The sequence below is a fragment of the Moraxella pluranimalium genome (assembly GCF_002014825.1).
Taxonomy (GTDB): domain Bacteria; phylum Pseudomonadota; class Gammaproteobacteria; order Pseudomonadales; family Moraxellaceae; genus Moraxella; species Moraxella pluranimalium.
On sequence record NZ_MUYU01000008.1, the window covers coordinates 31,245 to 49,720 of the forward strand.

The 18,476-nt window shown below is 43.6% G+C and carries 20 protein-coding genes; 9 read left to right on the forward strand and 11 right to left on the reverse strand.

Going from position 1 to position 18,476, the window contains the following annotated elements; genetic code table 11:
* The first annotated feature begins 223 nt into the window (after positions 1-223).
* Entirely contained in the window at positions 224-658 is a 435-nt protein-coding gene (locus tag B0680_RS03560; RefSeq protein WP_211271253.1) for a polymer-forming cytoskeletal protein, read from the forward strand.
* 51 nt (positions 659-709) lie between these two features.
* Here the strand turns inward: B0680_RS03560 and B0680_RS03565 are convergent, their stop codons facing one another.
* The 3 genes from B0680_RS03565 to B0680_RS03575 form a co-directional block, all read right to left on the reverse strand.
* Positions 710-1,453, reverse strand: coding sequence for an amino acid ABC transporter ATP-binding protein (locus B0680_RS03565; protein ID WP_078253684.1), 744 nt, complete (start codon positions 1,451-1,453; stop codon positions 710-712).
* 20 nt (positions 1,454-1,473) lie between these two features.
* Complete coding sequence (locus B0680_RS03570) at positions 1,474-2,190, reverse strand: amino acid ABC transporter permease (RefSeq protein WP_456080956.1); 717 nt, start codon at positions 2,188-2,190, stop codon at positions 1,474-1,476.
* A gap of 125 nt (positions 2,191-2,315) precedes the next feature.
* Entirely contained in the window at positions 2,316-3,167 is an 852-nt protein-coding gene (locus B0680_RS03575) for an amino acid ABC transporter substrate-binding protein (protein ID WP_078253685.1), read from the reverse strand.
* Positions 3,168-3,400: 233 nt separating this feature from the next.
* On the opposite strand from B0680_RS03575, the gene hslO reads away from it, so the two are divergent.
* Positions 3,401-4,321: an Hsp33 family molecular chaperone HslO gene (gene hslO, locus B0680_RS03580; protein ID WP_078253686.1), complete on the forward strand. Its 921-nt coding sequence runs from the start codon at positions 3,401-3,403 to the stop codon at positions 4,319-4,321.
* 71 nt (positions 4,322-4,392) lie between these two features.
* On the opposite strand, the gene B0680_RS03585 is transcribed toward hslO, so the two are convergent.
* From B0680_RS03585 to B0680_RS10720, 8 genes are all read right to left on the reverse strand, one after another.
* Positions 4,393-5,106: an ABC transporter permease gene (locus tag B0680_RS03585; protein ID WP_078253687.1), complete on the reverse strand. Its 714-nt coding sequence runs from the start codon at positions 5,104-5,106 to the stop codon at positions 4,393-4,395.
* A complete protein-coding gene (locus tag B0680_RS03590) occupies positions 5,103-5,822 on the reverse strand; it encodes an ABC transporter permease (RefSeq protein ID WP_078253688.1) in 720 nt (239 codons plus the stop codon). The genes B0680_RS03585 and B0680_RS03590 overlap by 4 nt, the downstream gene beginning before the upstream one ends.
* A 113-nt stretch (positions 5,823-5,935) precedes the next feature.
* Positions 5,936-6,730 carry a transporter substrate-binding domain-containing protein gene (locus B0680_RS03595; RefSeq protein WP_078253689.1) on the reverse strand — a complete coding sequence of 265 codons (795 nt, stop codon included), beginning with the start codon at positions 6,728-6,730 and terminating at the stop codon, positions 5,936-5,938.
* An 88-nt stretch (positions 6,731-6,818) separates the two neighbouring features.
* Entirely contained in the window at positions 6,819-7,628 is an 810-nt protein-coding gene (locus B0680_RS03600; protein ID WP_078253690.1) for a transporter substrate-binding domain-containing protein, read from the reverse strand.
* Positions 7,629-7,653: 25 nt separating this feature from the next.
* Entirely contained in the window at positions 7,654-8,451 is a 798-nt protein-coding gene (locus B0680_RS03605; RefSeq protein WP_078253691.1) for a transporter substrate-binding domain-containing protein, read from the reverse strand.
* A 70-nt stretch (positions 8,452-8,521) separates the two neighbouring features.
* A complete protein-coding gene (locus tag B0680_RS03610) occupies positions 8,522-9,310 on the reverse strand; it encodes a transporter substrate-binding domain-containing protein (protein WP_078253692.1) in 789 nt (262 codons plus the stop codon).
* A 33-nt stretch (positions 9,311-9,343) separates the two neighbouring features.
* Positions 9,344-10,117, reverse strand: coding sequence for an ABC transporter ATP-binding protein (locus B0680_RS03615; protein WP_078253693.1), 774 nt, complete (start codon positions 10,115-10,117; stop codon positions 9,344-9,346).
* Positions 10,118-10,212: 95 nt separating this feature from the next.
* Complete coding sequence (locus B0680_RS10720; RefSeq protein ID WP_143821342.1) at positions 10,213-10,443, reverse strand: hypothetical protein; 231 nt, start codon at positions 10,441-10,443, stop codon at positions 10,213-10,215.
* On the opposite strand from B0680_RS10720, the gene B0680_RS03620 reads away from it, so the two are divergent.
* The 7 genes from B0680_RS03620 (at position 10,442) to B0680_RS03650 (ending at position 18,344) form a co-directional block, all read left to right on the forward strand.
* The gene (locus tag B0680_RS03620) at positions 10,442-11,722 is read left to right on the forward strand and encodes a glutamate-5-semialdehyde dehydrogenase (RefSeq protein ID WP_078253694.1); all 1,281 of its coding nucleotides are present in this window, start codon (positions 10,442-10,444) and stop codon (positions 11,720-11,722) included. The genes B0680_RS10720 and B0680_RS03620 overlap by 2 nt on opposite strands.
* Before the next feature lie 74 nt (positions 11,723-11,796).
* Positions 11,797-12,078 carry a hypothetical protein gene (locus tag B0680_RS03625; protein ID WP_143821343.1) on the forward strand — a complete coding sequence of 94 codons (282 nt, stop codon included), beginning with the start codon at positions 11,797-11,799 and terminating at the stop codon, positions 12,076-12,078.
* Positions 12,075-12,743, forward strand: coding sequence for a DNA methyltransferase (locus B0680_RS03630; RefSeq protein ID WP_078253696.1), 669 nt, complete (start codon positions 12,075-12,077; stop codon positions 12,741-12,743). Before B0680_RS03625 ends, B0680_RS03630 begins: the two co-directional genes overlap by 4 nt.
* A gap of 4 nt (positions 12,744-12,747) precedes the next feature.
* A complete protein-coding gene (locus B0680_RS03635; RefSeq protein ID WP_078253697.1) occupies positions 12,748-14,412 on the forward strand; it encodes an Eco57I restriction-modification methylase domain-containing protein in 1,665 nt (554 codons plus the stop codon).
* The gene (locus B0680_RS03640) at positions 14,405-15,409 is read left to right on the forward strand and encodes an FRG domain-containing protein (protein ID WP_158078296.1); all 1,005 of its coding nucleotides are present in this window, start codon (positions 14,405-14,407) and stop codon (positions 15,407-15,409) included. Before B0680_RS03635 ends, B0680_RS03640 begins: the two co-directional genes overlap by 8 nt.
* Position 15,410: 1 nt before the next feature.
* A complete protein-coding gene (locus B0680_RS03645) occupies positions 15,411-17,900 on the forward strand; it encodes a GIY-YIG nuclease family protein (protein WP_078253699.1) in 2,490 nt (829 codons plus the stop codon).
* Between the two features lie 60 nt (positions 17,901-17,960).
* Positions 17,961-18,344, forward strand: a complete 384-nt coding sequence (locus B0680_RS03650; RefSeq protein ID WP_078253700.1) for a carboxymuconolactone decarboxylase family protein — start codon at positions 17,961-17,963, stop codon at positions 18,342-18,344.
* The last annotated feature ends 132 nt before the right edge of the window (positions 18,345-18,476 follow it).

Below are 18,476 nucleotides of genomic sequence, written 5' to 3' on the forward strand. Positions count from 1 at the left end.
TATTGTAAATTTTTATAACTACAAATGGGTGATGAGATAACAGATGTATTGCTAAGTTTGACGCAGAATGTCTTGTTTCTCGCTGATTGTAATTTAGCTTGAATAAATTGTGAATGTATGTAAAAACGCTTGTAATACATATTTTGTTACATCTAATAAAAATAGAACAATTGTTCACTCATTCAATTAACATGAATTTATCATGGATTTTAAGGAGAATATGATGAAAGCGTTATTAAAAACTTTGGCATTGGGTTTGCCAATGGCGATGGCTTTGGTAGGTACAGCACACGCAGGTGATGTGAGCTGTTCATCGACACTTGGCAAAAAGCGTATTGATGGTGATGTCGTGGTGCGTGGCACTTGTACGCTAAACGGCACTACGGTCGATGGCGATGTCCAAGCTGACAAGGCAAATTCGGTGAGCATCACGGGCGGTGCGGTCAATGGCAATATCCAAGTCAAGCAATCAACAACCGTGCGTGTCAGTGGTGTGCGTGTTGATGGCGACATTCAGCTGTTTGACAACCGTGGCAGTGTGCGTGCTGAACGCAACCATGTCAATGGTAATTTGCAATGCAAAGGCAATACCAAAAAAGTCGTCGGTCAAGCCAACCGTGTCAATGGCAATAAAGAAGACCAGTGCAAAGCACTATAAGCAGACAAATGCCAAAAAACCAAGTCATTGTTATGGCTTGGTTTTTTTGGTTTAACGCCGAATTTGTTGCAAAAAGCTTTGGGTACGGGGATGGGTTGAATCTTCGAATAATTGCTTGGGGCTACCTGCTTCGATGATGTGTCCGCCTTCCATCAGTACCACGACATCCGCCACTTCACGGGCAAAATTAATCTCATGCGTTACCACAACCATCGTCCAGCCATCATGGGCAAGCTGTTTCATCGTGGCAAGCACATCTTGCACCAGTTCAGGGTCGAGCGCTGATGTCGGCTCATCGAACAATAGCAGTTCAGGCTTGATGGCGAGCGCCCTTGCGATGCCGACACGCTGCTGCTGACCGCCTGAGAGTTGATAAGGGTATAGATTAGCTTTATCCGCCAGTCCCACTTTGGCAAGTAGCGCCAAGGCTTCTTGTTCAACTTCGCTTTTTGGGCGGTTTTGGGCGACGATAGGCCCAAGCATCAGATTTTGTAGGGCAGTTTTGTGGGGGAATAGATTATAAGACTGAAACACCATGCCGGATTTTTTGTGCAAGGCTTGCAGGTCGGCTTTGGGTAGTTTTTTGCCAAAATCGACGGTCAATGAGCCATCATCAAAGCGGATTTGCCCTGCATCAGGCAGCTCTAGCCCATTCAGACAGCGCAAAAAAGTCGTCTTGCCTGAGCCTGATGGTCCAAGAATAACCACCACTTGACCTTTTTTGATGGTCAAATCAATCCCTTTTAGGACGGCATTGTCGCCAAATGTCTTATGAATATTGGTTACTTGTATCATATCAATCCTAAATCCCGTAGCTATTTGGCAATATGGCGGTCAAAGCGATGCTCAAGGCGTGTCTGCACAAAGCTGAGCACAAGACAAATCACCCAATAAATGAGCGCAGCTTCGATATACACGAGCATAAATTCATAATTGCGTGCGGTGATGATTTGCGCTTGTTTAAATAGCTCGGTCACGAGCACCAATGATGCCAGCGATGTGTCCTTGACAAGGCTAATAAAGGTGTTGGATAAAGGCGGAATGGAGACACGAAACGCCTGTGGCAAGATGACATGGCGAAAGGTCTGCATATAGCCAAGACCGACGCTTGTACCCGCTTCCCATTGACCTTTTGGAATGGACAAAATCGCCGCTCGTACGGTTTCGGCGGCATAGGCACCGACATTGAGCGAAAATGCAATGATGGCAGATGGTACAGGGTCAAGCTTGAGCCCAAGACTTGGCAGTCCATAAAAAATGATGAACAACTGTACCAATAAGGGCGTGCCACGAATGGCAGAAATATAGACGCCAGCCATGCCGTACAGTAGCTGATGCACAGGTGTGGTGCGTGGCACAATGCGAATGAGCGCCACAACCAAAGCAATCACAAGCCCCAGAAAAAACGACACAATCGCCAAAGGGATTGAATAATAAATCGCACCCTTTACCATCGGCAAAAATGAGCTGATGACAATCTGAGCTCGATCGGGTGTCATGAACGGCAACGAAGACAGTAAAGTGGTGAGCATAGAAAAACTCCACCCAAGACTGCAACTAGCCTTGGGTTTGTCGAATAAAAACAGTATCGTGGCACAGCTAAGCTAAGCTAAGCTAAGCTAAGCTAAGCTAAGCCATGCTAAGAGATGATCAGCGATTATTGTTGTGGCTTGCTGACATCTTGACCGAAGAACTGCTCGCCTAGGCGTGCCAAAGTGCCGTCATCTTGTAGCTGTTTGATGGCGTCATTGAGCTTGGCAACGGCTGCTTCCTCGCCTTTACGCAAGGCGATACCTGAGCTTTGCTCATACTCTTTGCCACCTTCTAGCTTGATGACTAGACCGTGGTCAGGCTTGGCTTTGAAGTATTCAAGCACAGCCAGCTTGTCATTGATGGTAACATCAGCACGGCCTTGTTGAACCAATGTGATGGCTTGTGATAGACCTTCGATTGGCTCAAGTGTCGCCCCGTATTTTTCGGCGATTTTACCAAAATTCACCGTCAATGATTGTGCTGATTTTTTGCCTTTTAGATCTTCCCAGCTTGCCACTTGCGTTTCTGGCTTGGCAAGTACGACAGCGGTTGAGTAGGTGTAGTTGGTTGTGCCGTCGTATTTGGCTTTGCGTTCTTCTGATTGTAGGTTGACTTGGTTTGCCACCATGTCAAAACGACCCGCATCCAGACCTGCTAGCATCGCATCCCATTGAGTTTCTTTGAACTCAACTTTTACGCCAAGCTTATCAGCGATGGCACGGGTCACTTCAACATCATAGCCAGTTAGCTTGCCAGTTTCGTCATGATAGCTAAATGGCGCATAAGTGCCTTCGGTGCCGACGATAATCGTGCCGCCGCTGTTTAGACGCTCAAGTAGGTCGCTTGCGGTGGTTTTTGGCGCTTCGCTGGTTTCGGTTTTGGTTGGTGCAGGTTGTTCTGCTGGCTTATCACCGCCACAGGCTGATAGCAGGGCAGTGCCAAACACCACAGGCATCAATGAACGAAAAATACGCATAATAACTCCAATGATAAATAAGCCGGTTGATTAGACAACCAAATAAAAGTTGATGTATTATAAGGAAAAATCACGCCAATCACACGGCTTATTTTGACTATACTTATGACAAATTGCAAATATTTGCAAATTTTGTGCAAAATTTAGCCAAATTGCACCGCCTTGAGACAAAACATTTGCAAAATCGCCCATCATCCCCATATTAGGGGCATCTTATTGACTGGGATGAAACTATGACAACTTATACCGAAAATTACCGCCAACGCTTTTTTATTGACGGCTCTGTCGTGCGTGGGGATGTGGTACGCCTAACGGACGCTTACCAAACGGTCATCGCCCAAAAAGCCTATCCGGCCGCCATCAAAGCATTGCTTGGCGAGATGCTGGTGTCAGCAAGCCTATTGATTGGCACGCTCAAAATCGATGGCAAACTCTCCATTCAGCTACAAAGCTCGGATGATACTGCCAAGCTTAATTGGGCGATGGCAGAGTGCGACCATACAGGTGCGGTGCGCGCTTTGGCAGGTTTTAATGCTGATGGTGATGATAATCAAGCACTGTGGGCATCATTGAGCACGAGTAATCAAGCCTTTGCCGAGCTTGGTGCAGGCGTGCTGTTTATCAGCATTCATCCTGATAAGGGCGAAGCGTATCAAGGGATTGTTGAGCGAGTGAGCGACAATCTGGGCGAGTGCTTGGCACATTATCAAAAACAATCAGCGCAAATCCCAACCATCATCAAGCTTGCCACCAATGATGAAACCGCAGGCGGCGTGCTTGTACAGCTACTCCCACAGAGCGATGCTGATAAAGAAAACGACCCTGATTTGTGGGATCGCTTGACGGTTTTGACTAATACGCTAAAAGCGGATGAAATCACCGATTTGCCTGCTGATGAGATTTTGTACCGCTTATATCACGAAGAAGAAGTGGTGTTGCCTGAGAGTGTGCCGCTGCATTTTGCTTGTACTTGTTCGGCAGAAAAATCACAAGGCGCAATCATGCAGCTTGGGCTAGAAGATGCTAAGCAACTGGTTGCGGCGCATGGGGGCGCTTTGGTGATGGACTGTGGATTTTGTGGCAAAGAATATCACTTTGACGATCAAGCGGTGGATGCGCTGTTTGGCGTAGATGTGCAGACAGGTCAAGCTTAAGTTCACCAACAAAATACCGCTCAATCGTGATGATGAGCGGTATTTTTTTTGTTAAGCCATTTAAGCCATGCTTATGATTTGGTGCTCGGTGGCACATAGCGTTTGTGGCGATTGATATGGCGTTCAAATTGGCGAAAACCAAATAAGAAAATCCAGCTAATCACCAAATAAATCACACCAGCAGCAAAGAACATCTCAAGGTTCAGATAGGTCTTGGCGATAATATCACGCGCCTTGTGCGTCAGCTCAACCACAGTGATTGAGGCTGCCAAAGCACTGCCTTTGAGCATAAAAATCACTTCGTTGCTATAAGCAGGAATCATGATACCAAAGGCACGAGGCAGGGTGATGCGTTTTAATTTTTGGGATTTTGACATGCCGATGGCATCAGCCGCTTCAAGCTCGCCTTTTGGTACGGCTTGTACAGCGCCACGCACGATTTCGGCGATATAGGCTGAGGTGTTGAGCGTCAAGGCGATGATGGCGCACCAGTAGTTTTTGCTAAAGACGGGTTCCCACAAAAATGAGTTTTTGACAGCGTCAAATTGACCCAAGCCATAATAAATCAAGAAAATCTGCACCAGTAGCGGTGTACCACGAAAAAAGAAAATATACGCCGCAGGGATGGCTCGTAACCACGCAATCGGCGACAGTCGCCATAGACCCAACGCCACGCCAAACACTAAGCCCAGTGCACAGCTCAATACCACAAGCTCAATGGTGGTGATGGAGGCTTTGAGCAGTTCGGGAAAATGCTCAAAAATCGCTTGCCAGTTCCAACTCATGATTTGCCCCCAAGCTTACGAAGTTTTTTGGCGTAGCGTGCCGCAGGATTGGCACGATCTTCGAACCACATCATCAAGACAGTGATGATGGATGTCAATGCCAAATAAATAAAGGCGGCTGCCAAAAAGAAAGTAAACGGCTGCTGAGTGGACTGGGCAGCACGCTGTGAAAAATACATCAAGTCTTGTAAGCCGATCAATGACACCAAAGCGGTATCTTTGAGTAGCACTAAGGTTAGATTGCCAAGACCCGGTAGTGCCACCATCCACATCTGTGGCAAGATGATACGGCGAAAGGTCTGCAATGAGCTCATGCCGATACTTTGGGCGGATTCCCATTGACCTTTTGGGATGTCTTGGATTGCCATGCGAAAGACTTCGGTAGCATACGCCCCAAACATGATGGACAATGCCGCTACACCTGCCCAAAATTGGCTGATGTCGATACGACCCGTGTAGCCAAATTGCTTGAGCAAGGCAGCCAAAATCACGCTACCGCCAAAGAAAATAAAGAATACGACCAACAGCTCAGGAATACCACGCACAATCGTAGTATAGGCATTGGCGATTTTTTCCAAAATCCAAATGCCTGACAGTTTGGCAAGCGCACCCAATAGCCCGAAAATCAGTCCAAAAATCAGACTGGCAAGTCCAAGCTTTACGGTAAGTATGGTGCCTTTGATTAAAAGCGGGCCGTAGCCTTGTAATTCAAACACGAGAAAACCTTTATGAATTTTCAATCACCCGATGACCGCAAAAACAGTCATCGGGCGTATTTTAGCAAATTTGCCTGCATCATGAAACAAAATCTTGGCACAGGTTTTGGCGATTATTCCATGCCTTTTGGCATACCTTCTTCACCAAAATGCTTGACGACGATTTGTTTATAAGTGCCGTCTGCTTTGATGGCGGCGATGGCATCGTCAAACTTCTTGAGTAGCTCGGCATTGCCTTTATTGACTGCAACCGCTAGCTTGTCATCGCTTTGGATGTCATCCCCTTTGATGGCGAAATCCTTGCCAAGGTCGGTTTTTAGCCAAGTCAATGCAGGTAGCTTATCCGAAATCATCGCATCAGCACGGCCATTGCCCAAATCGATAAAGGCATTGTCCAAAGTATCATACAGCTGTGGCTTGCTGTTTGGATAAGTTTGGGTCAGCCAAGTGCTTGAAAAGGTTGAGCCTTGAGCGGCGATTTTGGCTGATTCGATATCGGTCGCTGATGTCGGGTCAAAGCTTGAATCTTTTTTGGCAACAAATACTAGGCTGTTGATGTAGTACGGCTGAGTAAAATCCACTTGCTCGCTACGCTCTGGCGTGACTGACATCGCTGAGACGATGGCGTCAAATTTGTCAGCTTTTAGCGCAGGGATAATGCCATCCCAAGCTTGTGCGCCGATTTCGCATTTGACTTGCATTTTGTCACACAGTGCATTGGCGATATCCACATCAAAACCGCCCAAAGTGCCATCTGGATTGGTGAAGTTAAATGGCGCATAAGCACCCTCTGTAGCGATACGCAGTACTTCACCTTCGGTTTTGGCGGCTTTATCTTCGCCACCGCACGCAGTCAATGTCAGCGCACCAATCACGGCTGCTGCTAGACCAAATTTTGTCAATTTCATCACTCTTCTCCTTGATGTGATAGCGAACAGGTTGCCCGTTTTTATGATGACAACCTGTTCCATGTGAAACGTGTATCAATCGTCCAGATTATTCGCCCAAGACAGCTGGGTCAAAGTATTTGCTGGCGATTTCTTTGTATTTGCCATTGGCTTTTAGGCTTGCCAAAGCGGTGTTGAAATGATTGGCAAGCTCAGTATCTTCCTTACGTAGAGCGATGGCGACATTGTCATTGATGTCGATAGGCTCGCCTTTGACTTCAAAGTCTTGACCTTGCTCGGTTTTTAACCAATCTGATGCAGGGGCGATATCAGACAATAGATATTGCACGCGACCAGATGACAAATCTAGATAGGCGTTGACTTGCTTGTCGTAGATTTTTAGCTCGGCTTTTGGATGATTGGTTTCGATATAGCCTGATGCGACGGTGGCTTGCTGTGCGGCAACGGCTTTACCATCGATATCTTTGATGGTGGCGGTGTCGCCTTTTTTGCCAACCAAGACCAGCTTGTTATTGAAGTATGGGTCGCTAAAATTCACTGTCTTGCGACGCTCATCAGTCGCTGACATACTAGCAAAGATGGCATCGTATTTGTTGGCGGTCAAGCCAGGGATTAGGCTGTCCCAGTCATGCGATGCGATGGTGCATTTGGCTTTCATCTCTTCGCATAGTGCATGAATCAAGTCAATCTCAAAGCCTTGATGCTTACCTTCGGCATCTAGATAGCTAAATGGCTTGTAGTTTGATTCGGTGGCGATACGTAAATCATTCAAATCCGCTTTGGCGCTCGCAGCCGGTGCATCAGCAGGGGCGGCTTCGGCGGTTTTTTCGGCAGGTTGGCTACAAGCACTGATAGCAAGTGCCAATAGACCCGAACCAAGTAGATGAAATTTTTTCATAGCAATTCCTTTGTATTACTGAGTATTACTGAGCCTTAACGGTATCGCCAAGATGCTTAGCGGCGATTTCGGCATATTTGCCATTGGCTTTTAGGCTTGCCAAGGCGGCGTTAAATGAAGCTTTTAGCTCGGCATCATCTTTGCGGACTGCGATACCAACTTTATCGCCGATATCGATAGGTTCGCCTTTGATTTCAAAGCCTTGACCCTGTTCAGTGGTCAGCCAATCGGTCACTGGCATGATGTCAGATAGCATGAGTTCAGCACGACCTGCGGTCAAATCCAGATAAGCATTGTCTTGCTTGTCATAGGTTTTGACAGTGGCTTGTGGGTAATTTTTGGCAAGATAATCGGCTGATACGGTGGCTTGCTGTGTGGCGACAGTTTTGCCTGCGATGTCATTGATGGTGATGGCATCACCTTTTTTGCCAATCAATACCAAAGTATTATCAAAATATGGCTCGCTAAAATCAACCACTTTTAGACGCTCTTCGGTGATTGACATCCCTGCCATGATGGCATCCGCTTTGTTGGCTTGTAGGCTTGGGATTAGGCTGTCCCAGTCTTGTGAGATGATTTCGCACTTGGCTTTCATCTCTTCGCACAGTGCATTGGCAAGGTCAATCTCAAAGCCTGCTAGGTTGCCTTGGGTGTCAAGGTAGCTAAATGGCTTAAAGTTAGATTCGGTGGCAATGCGAATTTGCTTTTCGGCAGCGGTGTCTGCTGCAGGGGCAGCAGCTGCGGTGTCAGGCTTGTCATTACCACAAGCAGACAGTACAGCAGCGGTGAGTAGGGCGGTGGCAAACTTAACGGTATGTTTCATGACAAACTCCAAAAAAAAGATAAAAAGGGCGTGGCAATCACGCCCAAGTTGTGGTCAAATGAGCGTTGGATTATTTAGCAAAATATACTGCTTTGATTTCGTCCAATTTGCCACTTTCTTTGACTTTGGCAAGTGCTGCATCGATGTCAGCTTTTAGGGCGTCGCCTTTACGTACGGCGATACCTAGATTGTCATTGTTGTCAATTTCTTCGCCAACCAGACCAAAGGCTTCGTTGCCTGGTTGTTTTAGCCAATCAGAGGCTGATACTTTTTCTGCCATGACAGCGGCGTTACGACCTGCTTTCATGTCCAGATAAGCATTGGTGTAGGTGTCATATAGCTGAACGGTGTTGCCGTCTTTGCCATCATAGTTTTTGCTGATGTAGTCAGCGCCTGTGGTTGAGCGTTGGCTACCTAGCACAAGACCTTTGATGTTATTTGGGTCAAAGCTACCGTCTTTTTTGGCAAGCCACATCATGGTGTTAGCAAAATACGGCTCACTAAAGTCAACCTGTGCTTGACGTTCAGGGGTGATAGACATACCTGCGATGATGGCATCGTATTTATTCGCCATTAGACCCGGGATTAGACCGTCCCAATCTTGGGCGACGACTTCACAGTGTGCATTCATCTCAGCACAGACCGCATTGATGACATCAATATCAAAGCCGATGATTTTGCCATCGGCATCGGTGTCGTTGAACGGAGGGTATGCCGCTTCGGTGGCGATTTTTAGGTGGCGTTGTTCGGTTTTGGTAGCGTCAGCTTTTGGTGCGTCAGCTGCTGGGGCTTTGTCTTGGTTGCAGCCAGCCAGTGCGATGGCGCTGATGATACCGAAAGTAGCGAGACGATTTAGCATGGTAAAATCCTTCGTGTTGAGAGAAACAAAAATTTAGCGGTGTGACGCCATAAACTCACGCACGCGCGCTGATTTTGGGTTGTCAAAGACTTCTTCGGGCGTGCCAATCTCTTCGATGCGACCTTGATGCAAGAACACCACTTTGCTTGAGACTTCACGAGCAAAGCGCATCTCATGGGTGACAATCAGCATGGTGCGACCTTCGGCGGCCAGCTCACGCATGACAGCCAGCACTTCATTGACCAGCTCAGGGTCGAGTGCTGATGTCGGCTCGTCGAATAATAGCACTTGTGGCTTCATTGCCAAAGCACGAGCGATGGCGACACGTTGGCGTTGACCACCTGACAGATTGTCAGGATAGGCATCTTTTTTGTCCAATAGACCGACCTTGGTCAATAGACGCTCAGCATCTTTGATGGCTTCATCCTTACTGATGCCCAGTACTTGGGTTGGGCCTTCGATGATGTTTTGTAAAATGGTTTTGTGTGGCCATAGGTTAAAGCTTTGGAACACAAAGCCAATCTTTGAGCGGAATTTTTCTAGCTGACGGTTATCCGCCGCCACAAGCTCGCCGTTTTTGGTTTTGAGTTTGAGCTCTTCTTGACCGACGATGATTTTGCCTGAAGTTGGGTTCTCAAGCAGGTTAACACAGCGTAGCAAGGTTGATTTGCCTGAACCTGATGAACCCAAAATGCTAATCACGTCGCCATCATGAGCGGTCAAAGAAACGCCTTTTAGTACTTCAAGTGAGCCGTAGCTTTTATGAATGTCTTGTAAGTCAAGGGCAATCGGGCGTAAATCGGTCATGAAAATTCCTATTGATGAATATTCTTAAAATCACATATACAAAAAACTCGCCAAACCCTGGCATGACAAAAGTATAAATTTGTACTAGCATATTTTTACCCAAAACCAAGATAAAGGCAAACATTTTTCACGTTTTTTGCACGATTTTTCACAAAAACTTCTAAAAAATTGCCACAATGTGCCAAAAGCCAAGCAAATTCACCCGTTGCACCCGACAAATCACGCAAAAATGGTGGTATTTTTGCCCAAGAGTGCTTACAATGCCTATCATAGCATCTGATAATTTCTATCAATGACGACCAAAATCCCAAAGGAAATGCCGACATGACCACCATCACCGATGTTCCAAGCTATATGAAGTTGGTCGGTAGCCAAGCCAAAGCCGCTGCCGCTGTGCTTGCCGCCGCCGACACCCAAACCAAAAATCACGCCCTAAGCTGTATCAAGCAGGTGTTGATTGAGCAAAAACAAGCCGTACTTGATGCTAATGCCATTGATGTCAAGGCAGGGCAGGATAATGGGCTTGAGGCGTCACTGCTTGACCGTTTGGTGCTTAATGACGCACGTTTTGATGGTATGATTGCATCGCTGGATGATGTGATTGCCCTGCCTGACCCTGTGGGTGAAATCAGCCAAATGACCTATCGTCCATCGGGCATCCAGCTGGGTAAGATGCGAGTGCCACTCGGCGTCGTCGGGATGATTTATGAGTCTCGCCCAAATGTCACCATTGAGGCAGCAAGCCTTGCCATCAAATCGGGCAATGCCATCATCTTGCGGGGTGGTTCTGAGGCGTATCACTCCAACCAAGCCATTGCTACCTGTATCCATGCAGGGCTTAAGATGGCAGGCGTGCCACAGGATGTGGTGCAGGTGCTCGCAACGACAGACCGCTCGGCGGTGGATCATTTGATCACGATGAAAGAGTCGGTCGATGTGGTGATTCCCCGTGGTGGCAAGGGGCTGATTGAGCGTATCAGTCGTGGGGCAAGCGTGCCGGTGATTAAGCATCTGGATGGTAATTGTCACACCTATATCGATAAAGATGCCAATCACGATATGGCAATCAAGGTCGCTACCAATGCCAAAACATCACGCTATGGCACGTGTAATACTATGGAGACGCTGCTCGTGCATGAAACGGTGGCGAAAGAATTACTGCCTGCCATCACACAGGCGATGATGGATGCGGATAGTGCCATGCAGTTTCGACTGTGTCCGATGAGCCATGAGATTCTAGGACAAGGTGATGCCTATCAAATGGCGAGTGAGGACGATTGGTACGCTGAGTATCTCGCGCCGATTTTGGCAGTCAAAGTGGTGGGCAACCTAGATGATGCCATCAGCCACATCAATCACTATGGCAGCCATCATACCGATGTCATCATCACTGAGAACTACACCACCGCCAATGCATTCGTGCGTCGTGTCGATTCATCAAGTGTGATGGTCAATGCATCCAGCCGATTTGCCGATGGCTTTGAATATGGCTTGGGTGCTGAGATTGGCATCTCAACGGATAAGATTCACGCTCGTGGCCCTGTGGGTCTGCATGGACTGACTTCTGAAAAATGGGTGGTCTTTGGGCATGGGGAAGTGCGATAGCGTGAAAAAGATAGTTTAATTTCATACCGTCTTTGTTTATAATGCAAATAATTATTTACCAAAAAATACTTGCAATGTCTAAATACTTTCTGCTAGCGTTCAGCGTTGTTCAGCGTTGTTCAGCGTTGTTCAGCGTTGTTCAGCGTTGTTCAGCGTTGTTCAGCGTTGTTCAGCGTTGTTCAGCGTTGTTCAGCGTTGTTCAGCGTTGTTCAGCGTTGTTCAGCGTTGTTCAGCGTTGGCTGATTTCGTCTCAATTTTCTAATCAAGCTCCATTCATCTTAAGTCTGCCTAATATTATGGGCGGACTTTTTGTTGTCCAAAATTTATATCAACTCCAAAAAGGCGGTGCAAAATGACAGATACCGCCAAAACTCAATCCCAAACCAAATCCAAAAAGCGTGTCGCTGACCATGGCGAGGTCTTTACTCATGAGCGTGAGGTTCGTGCCATGCTTGATTTGGTCAAAATCCAAAGTCAGCAAATAGGCAGTCGTTTTCTTGAGCCTGCGTGCGGTACAGGCAATTTTTTGGCAGAAATCTTAACACGCAAACTTGCGACAGTATTGGCAAAATCACAAATCAACAAAAGCCAAAAATCCCCCAAATATTCCCAAAGCCACTATGAGCGAGATGCTATTTGGGCGATTTCAAGTATTTATGGCATTGAACTGCTTGCTGATAATGTCAGTGAGTGTCGTAGCCGATTGTTGGGGTTATTTGAGACGCATTATCAGACGCATTTTAAGCATATCAATCCAGCCGTAATGGATGTTGCTCACTTTTTATTATCAAAAAATATCGTCCATGGTGATGCTTTGACGCTCAAGGATAATGATGGTCATGCCATTATGTTTAGCGAATGGACTTTTGTTGGCGACATCAAGATAAATCGCCGTGATTTTGTTTATGAAAATTTGGTAGAAAAAGTAGATAACGCTTCACCGATTGACAAAGGCTTTATCGCAAAGCCAATTGAAGAATATCCCCCAATTCATTTTTTAAATTTATTTGAACAAGGATAAGCATATGCAGGTAGAAAATATTCAAGTGGATAGCAACATCGTTCCTGATTTGGATAATATTGGCAAGGGTCAATTAAATTTATTTGAATTGGCGTACAACCCTGATGTGCTTGATTGTTTATCCAGTCTTTCTAATGATGAAGTTTTTACATCACCGAAACTTGCCAATCAAATGCTTGATTTGTTGCCAGCTGATATTTGGCAAAATCCCCAAGCGACATTCTTAGACCCTGTGTGTAAGTCAGGCGTATTTTTGCGTGAGATTGTCAAGCGATTGGATAAAGGACTTGCTAAGCAAATCCCTGACAGGCAAATTCGCATTAACCATATTCTGACCAAGCAAGTCTTTGGTATCGCCATCACACATCTGACGGCATTGCTGTCTCGCCGTAGTGTCTATTGTGCCAAAGAAGCCAATTCACGGCTATCTATCTGTACAGGCTTTGATGATGATATGGGGAATATCATTTTTGGGCAGGTAGAGCATATTTTTCAAGATGGTAAATGCACACAATGCGGTGCAAGTGAAGCGGTATTCGGTGAGCGTAAAGGGCTAGAAAACCATGCCTATGCGTTTATCCATACCAATAAATCAAACCAATATAAAGAGTTAGAAAAAATGAAATTTGATGTGATTGTTGGTAATCCACCTTATCAGCTTAGCGATGGTGGTGCAGGAGCAAGTGCCGCCCCGATTTATCATAAATTTATTGAACAAGCCAAAAAACTTAATCCCAATTATCTCATTATGATTACGCCTAGCCGTTGGTTTGCAGGTGGTAAAGGGCTTGATGAATTTCGGGACAATATGTTGAATGATAAACACATTAAAGAAATCCACGATTTTCCTAATTCAAAAGATTGTTTTGATAATGTAGAAATCAAAGGTGGCGTTAATTATTTTTTGTGGGATAAAAGCCATAATGATGATTGCATGGTATCTACCTATGATAACGATCATTGTATTTCCCAAGTAAAACGACCTTTAAAAGAAAAAGGAATTGATGTTTTTATCCGCTATAATCAAGCCGTATCAATTCTTAGTAAGGTCAAAAAATTAAATGAAAAAAGTTTTTCTGATTTAGTAAGTTCAAGAAAACCTTTTGGATTGGCAACTAATGTTAAAGGAAACCCTAAACCTTATGTCAATTGTAATGAGAATATAATTTTGTATCAAAATGGTGGCGTAGGATATATAAAACTATCTGATATTTTAAGAAATAAAGACTGGATTTTAAAACATAAGATTATTGTACCAAAGGCATTTGGTAGTGGTGATAGTAAAAGTGATTTATTAAAACCAATTTACGCAGGCATAAATACTGCTTGCACAGAGACTTATTTGGTAATTGGTTGTTTTGATAGTGAGCAAACTTGTAAAAATGTAATGAGTTATATCAATACACAATTTTTCCATTTTCTAATTACACTTATAAAAAATACGCAAGATGCACCAAAAAGAGTTTATCAGCTTGTGCCAATGCAGGATTTCTCAAAACCTTGGACTGATGAAGAGTTGTTTGCAAAGTATGGGTTTAATAATGACGATATTAGATATATACAAGAAATGATACGCCCAATGGACAATGATACAACTGATAAACCTAAGAAATCTCGCAGTAAAAAGACCGCACAATCACAGTTGGATTTGGGAGATGGTGATGAGTGAAATTAACAGTATTGCAGAGTTGGCAAATAAATTAACGCAATTAGGCAAACCAAAGCAAGGATTTACACGATTTTTTCGTGGACACCCGAATTTTAAGTTTGAATTAGAGCCAAGCATTTATCGCAGCGATGAATTTATAAAATATGAACATAAAATGATAAAGGACACATTAACAGAATGTGCTGAATATTTTTATCCACACGAAAATTTATTTGAAAAATTGGTTAGAATGCAACATTATGGCTATAAAACCAGAATTTTAGATATTACAACTAATGTTTTGGTAGCTCTATATTTTGCAGTTAATAATAATGATGATGATGAACAAAATGGCGAAGTTTTGGTTTTTGATATTCCGAATGATGAAATAAAGCATCACGATAGCGATACGGTGGCAATTTTATCTGCATTAAGTTTAAGAGATGAAAAATTTGATGTAGAATTTTATAGAAAAATGGCTCATCAAGATTTTTTGACGGATACCAATATCTTGCTTAATCAATTAAGAAAAAATCCTTTAAATTTACAAGATAATTTGATTAATATCAATACACAAATAGATGATGATATTTTAAGTTATCAAACCAAAGATTTAAATGATGGTTATTTCAAGGCTATCAATAAAATATTTAATGAATATCCAGAGATTATCCAATTATTGAATGATATTCGTAAAGATAAGCCTTATTTTTTGCCAAATATAGATATTCGTGATTTTAATAGGGTTTTGTGTGTTAAACCAACTTTAAATAATGAAAGAATTAAAAGTCAACAAGGAGCTTTTTTAATTTTTGGTATAGAAAATAATAAATTAACACCAGCAAATTTTATGCAAGATTGGCAAAGATTTTATAATGGTGAAAGGCTGATTATTAATAAGCACGCAAAAAGCACAATTTGCGATGACTTAAAATCTTTTGGTATTAGTCATCAAATACTATTTCCCGAAATTGACAATCAAGCCAAGCATATTATTAGCCGTTATGTAGAGATTTAAAATGACCAACCCAACTTTTACCCAAATTCACACGCCAAAGATTTATGTTTATTCTGATAGCCGTTATCCAAATTGTCTCAAAGTGGGCTACACTGCCCAAGAAACGGTAAGTCAGCGAATGAAACAGCATTATCCAACCGTGACACCAAGCCAAAGCTGGCAAGTGGAATATGAAACTTTGGCGATTAAAGATGATGGCAGTTCTTTTAAAGATTTTGCCGTGCATAAAATGCTAGAAACAATGGGCATTAACCGCATTGCAGGCGAATGGTTTGAATGTCATTTGGATACCATTAAAAATGCCATTTTAAATATCAAACAAGCCAAAACTTTTGAGAGACAAAGAACGCAAGATTTTAAAATGCGTCCCGAGCAATTGGACGCTGTGAATAAAACCGCTCATTATTTTAATTCTATCAAGCAGGATAGGAACAATCATCGCACACCGCATTTTTTGTGGAATGCCAAAATGCGATTTGGTAAAACCTTTGCCACTTATCAGCTTGCCAAACGCATGAATTGGCAACGAGTGCTGATTTTGACCTTTAAACCTGCGGTAAAAAATGCGTGGCAGGAAGATTTGACCACGCACAGTGATTTTAATGGTTGGCAATTTATTAGCCGTGATAGTGATTTAAAATTAGCGGATTATGATAAAAATAAGCCAATGGTGTATTTTGCGTCTTTTCAAGATATTTTGGGTAGAGATAAGTTTGGCAATATCAAAGCCAAAAACCAAGAACTGCACGCAATGAATTGGGATTGTGTGGTATTTGATGAATATCATTTTGGGGCATGGCGTGATAGTGCCAAATCGCTTTTTGCCAAAGATGATGAATTGACACAAATGCAAAACGAATATCAAGACATGGAAATCAGCGTAGAAAGTTTTGATGAAAAGGACTTGCCAATTACCACAGAGCATTATTTGTATTTATCAGGTACGCCATTTCGGGCGATTGCGTCTGGAGAATTTATTGAAGAGCAAATTTTTAATTGGACTTATGGCGATGAACAAAAAGCCAAATTAGAATGGGATAATGCAAAAGGGGATAACCCTTATTTGTCATTACCGCAAATGATGCTCTTAACCTATCAATTACCAGAAAATATCCGTACGATTGCCACACAAGGCGAGTTTAATGAGTTTGATTTGGGTGAGTTTTTTAAAGCGGACGGCAATGGTGAAACGGCTAAATTTAAACATCAAACTCATGTACAAAAATGGCTGGATTTAATTCGTGATAATCTTGATGAGATGATAATTACCAATCTCAAACAAGGTAATGCCAAACCGCCAATGCCATTTAGTGATACGAATTTATTAAACAGTTTATTACATACACTTTGGTTTTTGCCTAGTGTGGCAAGTTGCTATGCGATGGCGAATTTATTAAAAGCGCCCAATAATAAATTTTATCATGATTATGACATCATCGTATCGGCAGGCAATCATGCAGGAATGGGCGATAAAGCCCTAGAGCCTGTCAAAAAAGCAATCGGTAATAATCCGCTTTCAACAAAATCCATTACGCTGTCGTGTGGCAAGCTGATGACAGGCGTGTCTGTGCCTGCGTGGACGGGGATTTTTATGCTAAGAAATTGTGCCAGCCCTGAGACTTATTTTCAGGCAGGATTTCGGGTGCAAACCCCTTGGGCAGTGCGGGGTGATGATGAGCTAAATATCATCAAAAATCAATGCTATATTTTTGATTTTGCCCCCAATCGTGCCTTACGCCAAATCGCTGATTATGCCCATAAATTAAACCCAAAAGAAGGCAATCCAGAGAGTAAAGTCGCTGAATTTATTGCCTTTTTGCCTGTACTTGCCTATGATGGCAGTGCGATGCAACAAGTGGACGCTAAACTTTTGCTGGATATGGCGATGAGTGGCACAACGGCAACGCTATTGGCACGCCGTTGGCAATCGGCATTGCTGGTTAATGTTGATGATGTTACTTTAAAAAATCTGATGGCAAATCAAGAGGCAATGGATGCTTTGATGAAAATTGAAGGTTTTAGAAGTCTAAATGATGACATTGAAATTGTCATCAATCGCTCCGAACGCATTAAAGCCATTAAGCAAAAAGCCAAAGATAATGATTTGTCTGATGATGAAAAGAAAGAGCTTAAAAAATTAACTGATGAAGAAAAGGATAAAAAATCCCAACGCCAAAAAATCAAGGAAAATCTGATTAAATTTGCCACTCGCATTCCGATTTTTATGTATTTGTCTGACTATCGAGAGCATAGCCTAAAAGATGTGATACAAGAGCTTGAACCTGAATTATTTACCAAAGTAACAGGATTGTCGCAGGCGGATTTTGCCCTTTTGGTGTCATTAAATGTCTTTGATGAAAGTGTGATGAATGATGCCGTTTATAAGTTTAAACGGTATGAAGATGCGAGCCTTGAGTATGTAGGGATTGATAAAAAAGATGAGTATATCGGATTGTTTAATACACGCATTAGACGAGATGATGTGCTTTAAAATCTGAGCGGTCTGTGATAGCATCTTAATTTGGATTATTATTTCATAAGGAGCTATCAAATGACCAATCAAACCTACCAAAACGGCATCACCGTACGCAAGCAAGTGATGGGGGATGCGCATGTGGAGCGTTCAATGGGGCAGGTAACGCCATTTACCGCACCATTACAAGACTGGATTAATGAACACGCTTGGGGTTCGACTTGGCAACGCGATGGCATCGATCGTAAAACACGCTCATTAATTACCATGGCGTTCTTGATCGCTCAAAAAAGTCCAGCCGAACTCAAAGGGCATATTCGTGGGGCAATCAATAATGGTGCAACGGTTGCAGAAATCCAAGAAGTACTGCTACACAGCTTACCCTACTGCGGCGCACCTGCAACCCAAGAAGCCTACCGTGCTGCCGTCGATGTGCTGACCGAGATGGGATTATTGCCATAGCGTCATCACTGCCAAACGACAAGCTTGACACCGTTTTTGCCATGAGCTGAAGCGGTGTTTTTTTTGCATCACAAAAAATTTCCCCAAGCGATCACTTGGGGAAATTTTTATAGTAAATCCGTTATGAATCGG